The sequence below is a fragment of the Bacteroidales bacterium genome (assembly GCA_012519055.1).
GTDB lineage: Bacteria > Bacteroidota > Bacteroidia > Bacteroidales > Salinivirgaceae > JAAYQU01.
In genome coordinates, this window is record JAAYQU010000027.1 from 48,443 (window position 1) to 55,945 (window position 7,503).

General features: G+C 34.2%; 8 protein-coding genes. 3 read left to right on the forward strand and 5 right to left on the reverse strand.

Annotation, left to right across the window (positions count from 1 at the left end; all coding sequences use genetic code 11):
- Positions 1–71: 71 nt before the first annotated feature.
- Both GX311_05350 and GX311_05355 read right to left on the reverse strand, forming a co-directional pair.
- Positions 72–560, reverse strand: coding sequence for a DUF456 domain-containing protein (locus tag GX311_05350; GenBank protein ID NLK15806.1), 489 nt, complete (start codon positions 558–560; stop codon positions 72–74).
- Complete coding sequence (locus GX311_05355; protein NLK15807.1) at positions 553–1,539, reverse strand: hypothetical protein; 987 nt, start codon at positions 1,537–1,539, stop codon at positions 553–555. The genes GX311_05350 and GX311_05355 overlap by 8 nt, the downstream gene beginning before the upstream one ends.
- Before the next feature lie 385 nt (positions 1,540–1,924).
- On the opposite strand from GX311_05355, the gene GX311_05360 reads away from it, so the two are divergent.
- Positions 1,925–3,346 carry a T9SS type A sorting domain-containing protein gene (locus GX311_05360; GenBank protein ID NLK15808.1) on the forward strand — a complete coding sequence of 474 codons (1,422 nt, stop codon included), beginning with the start codon at positions 1,925–1,927 and terminating at the stop codon, positions 3,344–3,346.
- 16 nt (positions 3,347–3,362) lie between these two features.
- Positions 3,363–4,784 (forward strand): T9SS type A sorting domain-containing protein, encoded by a 1,422-nt coding sequence (locus GX311_05365; protein ID NLK15809.1) that lies wholly within the window; start codon positions 3,363–3,365, stop codon positions 4,782–4,784.
- Positions 4,785–4,807: 23 nt separating this feature from the next.
- Here GX311_05365 and GX311_05370 read toward each other — a convergent pair whose 3' ends face one another.
- The 3 genes from GX311_05370 to GX311_05380 all read right to left on the reverse strand — a co-directional run bounded on the left by GX311_05370 (position 4,808) and on the right by GX311_05380 (position 6,787).
- A complete protein-coding gene (locus GX311_05370; GenBank protein ID NLK15810.1) occupies positions 4,808–5,260 on the reverse strand; it encodes a ComF family protein in 453 nt (150 codons plus the stop codon).
- Between the two features lie 245 nt (positions 5,261–5,505).
- The gene (locus GX311_05375; GenBank protein NLK15811.1) at positions 5,506–5,868 is read right to left on the reverse strand and encodes a YraN family protein; all 363 of its coding nucleotides are present in this window, start codon (positions 5,866–5,868) and stop codon (positions 5,506–5,508) included.
- A complete protein-coding gene (locus tag GX311_05380) occupies positions 5,861–6,787 on the reverse strand; it encodes an LD-carboxypeptidase (protein ID NLK15812.1) in 927 nt (308 codons plus the stop codon). Before GX311_05380 ends, GX311_05375 begins: the two co-directional genes overlap by 8 nt.
- A 532-nt stretch (positions 6,788–7,319) precedes the next feature.
- Between GX311_05380 and GX311_05385 the strand changes: the two genes are divergently transcribed.
- The coding region (locus tag GX311_05385; protein NLK15813.1) for a hypothetical protein at positions 7,320–7,503 on the forward strand (184 nt) is incomplete at its 3' end.

Genomic DNA, 7,503 nt, shown 5'->3' on the forward strand with positions numbered 1-7,503 from the left:
AGGTAAAAGATTCATGTAATAGTTAATTGCTTACTTCGACTGTGCTCAGCGCAACGCTTTTAACTTTTAACTCAAATTGCTACCCATAATTCCCTGACAAATACCCAGATTATATAACCGGAAATCATAAATTTTAGCAATGTCCCAAAAACAAAGCCGCCAAAGGTTGCCAAGCTGCCTTTTACGGCTTTTTTTGCATCTGATGAAACTGTTATCTCCCCGATATAAGCCCCAACTAATGGTCCTATTATTATCCCTATCGGAGGGAAAAATATTAGTCCAACTATCAAACCTATAGTAGCACCCCAAGTTGCTCGCTTAGAGGCGCCTGATTTTTTCACAAACCATATGGGCAAAAAATAATCGAGAACTGTAACTATTACTGTAACTGCAAATAAAATCCATAACAATTGGTTATCAATATCTACCAAATCAGTCCATTCTAAAAGCATTAGAGCCAAGAAAGATAAAGGTGGTCCCGGAATTACCGGAACAATGCAACCTACAAGTCCCCCAATCAGAAAAATAATTCCGAGAATTATTAAGAGCGTGTCAATCATATTTTTTTGTTTTTAAAGAGTTTAGCATAATAGAACCTATAACAGAAGGGATCACCAGATTGAATACCCACATAGCAAGTGAAGCAGAAATAATGCCAACATCATTACTGTTAAAAACAGAGAGAAACGCAACACTCAATGCGCTTCTAACAGCTGGTTCGGCAAATGTCAAAATAGGAAGCAAAGCCATAACCAAATACATTATACCAACACCGTAAAATGTCTCGATAAATGGAATTTGAGCATCGAAAATTTTCAGCAACAACCAAAATTGAACTATAAACACCAAATATCTGCAAAAGCTTAAACACCACACTTTTATGGTTAAAGGTATTGTCCAGTATGATATAAAATCGCGAATAGGTTGAATTATAGTACGTTTAAACCATGTAGGATTTAAAATAAAAAATAGAAGTGAAAAAATTAGGACTAATAGAATAAGGAAAAATATTATTACAAATAGATTTATTTTGCCAAAATCAAGCTGAAAGGGGAGCTCGTTGCTTTTTTGCCAAAAATAGAGAGCAAAAGCACCAAATATTAACGTTACAGACAGCTGCAGAATATTTGCAAATACAGTAGCAACGACTGATTTAACTCTAAACTTCGAGGGTATAACCCAAATGCGACCTACGTACTCTCCCGACCTATTGGGAGTAAAAATCGCAACCGACAAACCGAATAAAACTCCCAGAAATGATTTTGGAAACGATATTTTATGAAATCCTGAAAGAGAAAATTTCCATTTGTAACTCTCTAATCCCCAATTGACAAACACAAGTGTCAGAACTAAAGTTATTTGCAGTAAAAAGTTGTTATCAATTGAGATATAAAACAGACGGCTGACATTGAAAAAGTCATCAAAAATAAAACGATAGAGTATATAGCCCCATGATACTACAAGTATTAAACGTTTTGTTAATACGGCAACCCATTGAGGAATTTTGCTTGTAGGAAATTCGTTTTTAACTCTTTCCAAAACTTGTCAATTTAAGTGAAGCAACAAATATATTGATAATTTGTAGTTGTTTACAACAAAAAATCACTCCAACTTGTCTGCTTACTAAAATATTAGTTTGCCAAATCTATCGTATCTGTTTTTCTTCAAATATTCAAACATATCCCTAACAATATTTTTGACTTGTGCAAATAAAAAAGCAATTTTTTAACGTTTTTTTAACAAAATACTTGACAAATCAATTTTTATTCTTTAGATTTGACAGGAATAATGCGCAACTCAAACTGCACTTTTTTGTGATTAAACAAAATAACACGATCTCCCTGTTTTTGACAGAGAGATGGGTGTGCGTTTGAATATTAGATTAAAACTGTTTTAAGCATGTAGCACACCAAAAACAAATACCATGAAAAACAAAATATCCAACATATCACTAACCTTATACTGCCTACTGTTATTTGCTATTTTAATAGCTCCAAAAACCACAAAGGCGCAAGAGTGGAGCGAACCAATAACCATATTTCAAGGAACTTATTATGCAGAAGATCTTGATTTTGTAATTGACAACAATAACCATATACACGTTGTATGGGAATACTATATGTCTGATAACCTTAGAAAAATACTATATTCAAAATCAACCGATCAAGGAGAAACTTGGAGCGAACCTTACGATATAGTTAATAATATATCTCTTTGGATGTGCGGTCCTAAAATAGCTGTTGGACCTGATAATAAGCTATATGTTACATATACTTATAATGCAAGTACTGAAACCACATCTAGGATACATATGCAAATTTTTGATGGCAATATATGGGGAGAGCCAATAGATATAAGCGAAGGTATGAGTAGTTCCCACGAAAGCAGTTTAGTAATGGATAAAAGAGGAATACTACATATATTTTGGCACCGTTTTTCAACACGGGAACTTCTATATCGAACATATTCAAATGGTGATTTTAGTCCTATTTCTAGGCCATATCCAAGTGACAAAAGAGTTTCTAACACTAAAGTCCAACTTGACAAATATAATAATATACACGCGATAACAAGCGAACTTTCACAATCTGGTGTATCACATATTACTTACTTTAAAAAAGTGAGAAACATATGGACATATCCGGATTCTGTATGCAAACCGCGATATGTTAGCATGAGCTTGGCTATCGGAAAAAACTGTGAACCACATATTGTTTGGGTTTCAAGGGCAAATTATATGGATACAACACATTACACAACACTAATTGATAACCGATGGCAAACATCTGTACTTACACCTAAACGTAGCAATAAACATTCATTGATTGTAGAGCTAAATGGCACTGTACATATTGTGCAAAGTGAGGAAACAGGAACAGGGTACAACCAGATGCATTATACATTACAAAACGCTATTTGTGTATCTCAAATAATTGAATCTGGAGAACGAAAATTTTACAACCACAAGCTTGTTACTAAAGACACATTACTGTACCTCATGTTTTTCAATAGTCCATCCTCTAATTCCAATATTCGGCTTTTAATAAGAAAACTTAAAATTGAAAATCAAAACCCAAATAGTATAGAACAAACAGCAGATTTAAAAGGTTTTACTTTACGTGTTTTTCCAAATCCCTCTAAAATTCATAAGGGAATAAAAATAGAAACAAACTCAACAAGCAGTGTGCAAGTGGAGATTTATAATATAAAAGGCTTTTTGGTTTTTAAAACAACTGCACCACCGTCCCAAAATATTATGGAAACAAAAATACCGCCAGGAGTATATTTAGTTAAAGCAGTATCGGATAAACAGGTAAAAACAGAAACAATAGTAATAACCGAATAGATAAAAAACAAACACCATGTGCTATAGGATATCTAATTTACTACTTGCTTTTTACGGTTTATTGCTGTTCGCTATTTTAATAACTCCCCAGAAAGCAAAAGCGCAAGAATGGAGCGAACCGGTTTATATAACTACCCCATATGATATGATATATATCAGCCAATCGGATATGATAATTGATAAAAATGGAGTGTTGCACGTTGTATGGGTTCAGCGCTTTGGGAGTACAACAAATTCCTTTTTGGTATATATTAAATCAATAAACCAGGGGCAGGACTGGACAGAGCCTATAACATTAACATTGGGTATCGGGTATTTGATTTATAATCCTATACTTGCCTTGTATAGCGATAATACAGTTTTATTATCATATTTTTCGCTAAAAACGGAGGTTGAACAATCTAGAATATTTTTAAAGAAATTAGAAGGGGATATATGGGGTGATGAGATTGCAGTTAACGGCTCACATGATTATCGTTATTGGCTTCGCACTCACTGCTTAGCAATAGATAGTAACGACAAAGCATATATTTTATGGCCCAAAGCAGATTTATCTTGCTCTTTGATTGTTATCTATTTTAATAATCAATTTAGTACTATAGTTCAAGGTCCAACAGACAATGCGAAAAGATTTACAACAGGGAAAGCTATGTTTGATAAAAATGATGTTTTGCATTATTCGGGTTTTCGGGGTAACACAATTGGTTATTCTTACTACAGTAACGGACAATGGCTACCCTTTAACTTAGTTGATGATAGTTATAAATACCACGATTTTACATTAGATAAAGACTCTATCCCCTACTTTGTTCTCAATTCTGTTATAGATGGAGGTTCAACAATGTTTGGAAATTATTATAGGAACAGATGGCATTTTGAGAAAATTGCCTCTGGATATAGTGAGTCACACTCTCTGTTTATTGAGCAGAATGGCACAAAGCATATTGCGGGAGGTTGGGGCAATTCGTTAAAATATTATAGAAATAATAATGATGGTTGGACAGATACCCTTTTAGAATCAAAGCAGCCTATTTTTAATAAACTTCTTGCAAAGGACTCACTATTGTATTTACTTAGTAATATAAGGATCAACGATGAACGTACATATTTAGAAATTAGAAAATTGGCTATTGAAAACCAGGTAGGCATTCAAGAACAGCCACGGTTAGTAGATAAGACAATTAATATATATCCTAATCCTGCAAGAGAAACGGTAAATATAAACTTCTTTTCTCCGGAAGGGCAAGCAACAATAAAAATAATAAACTTACAGGGCAAACAAATTTACTCAACTACTGTTAAAAATTCCAATATGGGCATATTTGATTTTCAATGGAATAGAGAGTGTACTAAAGGTAATGTTGCCCCTACAGGAATTTATTTTGTGGTTATTCAAACAGGTGAGCAGGTGTTTGCGGAGAAGTTAGTTTTATTCTAAAGAAAAAAAGATAGCCTTTTAGCTTAATCTTTAGCTGCACCAATAGTTGCCACCGAAACAACTGTCCCTTCTATCTCTAAAACAGTGTGGATACACGCCTCTAAAGTTGAGCCAGTGGTTATAATATCATCGACAAGCAAAATATGTTTATCGCGGATTGCTTGGGGGTCAACGACTTTAAAGATATTTTCTACATTTTTCCACCGCTCAAATTTGCTCTTTTTGGTTTGAGTTGAAGTTTCAAGCGTTCGCTGTACCGATTTGGTATTGACGGGTTTACCCATCGCTTTTCCAATCCCTTGTGCAATCCACTCAGCTTGGTTGTAACCGCGTTTTCTCTCTTTTTTGATGTGTAATGGAATGGGAACTATTACGTCTATTTCATTGAATACAGAGTTTTTAAGTTCGTTACCAAATTCATGACCTAAAACAAACCCTATCTCCTTTTGTCCATGATATTTTAATTTGAATATCATTTGTTGTAACTTGCTTTCTTTGTGGTAAAAACAATACGCTGTAGCATATCTTACTAACACCCTACCCCAAAATATTTGCTCAATTACATTATCACGTTGGTTATGAAAATTTGTGCGATGCAAATTGTACAAACAGTGTAAACAAACCTGACTTTCGCCCTTTATTAATGGATTGCCACAGCCTGCACAAAGCCTTGGATAAAAGAGATTTACTACATCCTCAAAAATTGATATTTCACGTAATTTTACCACTGTGGAGTTACTGCGTTTTCGTAATGTTTAATCCAATGTTTATTGCCTTTTACATATATCGAAATCAGGTCAATTCGTGATTCCATTTCAATATCATTTGCTTTTATATAAGTGTCAGCAGCATTTATAAGCTGCTTTTGTTTGGCACGCGTCATACTATCTTCGGGCGTTGATATCGGACTTGGTGTACGTGTTTTTACTTCAACAAATACCAACGTATTATCCTTAACTGCAATAATATCAACCTCGTATTTTCTGAAACGCCAATTGGTACACCTAATTTGAAATCCTGCGTTTCTTAAATATTTAAGGGCTAACTCTTCGCCATATTTACCTAAATCGTTGTGTTCAGCCATTGTAACTTAGCTTTACTTTTTCTTTTCCAACCTCTATGGTAGCCGAAGCTCCATGCAAGAATGGCAAATTATAATCTATATGACCAAATGGAGCATCGAATGCCCTAACATTGATTTGGTTGATATTGGAATACCGCTCAATAATTTCGTTTGCCGTCATTCCGAAGTTTATGGTATTATCGTTCATTTTGGTAAACTGTCCGGAAATTAGGGCTGCTAAATTCTTAAATTTTCCCCCGATATGAAAGTTAACACACATTCTATCAATATGATACAAATATTCGTCTATATCCTCTAACAGCAAAATAGTGTCGGTTGTATCAATATCGTACTTAGTTCCACGCAACGAGTAAATAACCGATAAGTTTCCGCCAACAATATTACCTTTGGCAATACCCTGAACATCTTTATCGCTTTTACACCACTGTATTGACTCATACTTACCAGTTAAATACGAAAACATTAATTTAAGAGAAGCTCCATTTTCTTTGGTATCGTTGACATTTATGGGCATTGGAGCGTGCATACTTATTAACCCCTCATTGTATAACGCTGCGTGTAAGGCTGTTATATCACTAAAGCCGATTATCCATTTTGGATTTTTCTTTAGAGCCGAAAAATCAATCATATCTAAAATTCTCGCCGTACCATAGCCTCCCCGTGCACACCAAATTGCTTTAACGTGAGGGTCATTTATAGCGTTCTGTAAATCTTCGGCACGCTCATTGTCTGTTCCTCCAAACTGATGGTCAACACTGCCAATCGTTTTTCCGTATTCTACTTTAAAACCTATATTTTCAATCCATTCAGCAGCTTTCAAAATTTCACTCAACACCACTGAACGTGCTGTACATACAATTCTTACAGTATCGCCTTGCTTTAATGACTGTGGAAAACTTAATGGTGTTTGGTTCATCATGTTTGTGGACAGTTACATTGAAATCTCAAGTCAAAAGTAAAACATATTTTTGTTATACCAGTTGTTATTTTATAAAAGTCCATTCTTTTATAAAATTTTACAATGGTTAATGCCGATGTAAAATACACATACCCAAAAGAAAGATAACTGGTTTACACATACTTCGGATTCCGATGGTTCAACAACCATCGAAGTGCGATTATTGTGTTGGCTTCGACTGTTGTTGAGTTTATCGAGACATAAACTCAGCCAACATATCTCGCTCACTGAGTTCATCGTGATACACTAAACGTAGTCGAAGTAAAGTGACCATTGGGACACTTTATAAACTTTTACTTTATTTTTTAACAATTCATTAACTTACCTTTTATTCAACATATACTTAATTCATGCTATTAATAATCAAGTTATTATAAAAATTGCAAAATACACCTAACTCACTACGTAATAATAGGTCTTGCTTTATAAAATTATTTTTTTTACTTTACAATACAAAAGGTATTAACACGTAATAAATTAAAAACCAGACGCTATGAAACGAAATTTATTCTCTATTTTATTGTGCATAGTGGTATTTACAACAGCAACAGCACAACAACAAGGCTTTAACTATCAAGCCGCCATACAAAAACAAGATGGCACAACACTTCAAAACAAAGAGGTTAATTTACGGATTAGTCTGATTAACCAAAACAGCAGCTCCGTTTATTACTCTG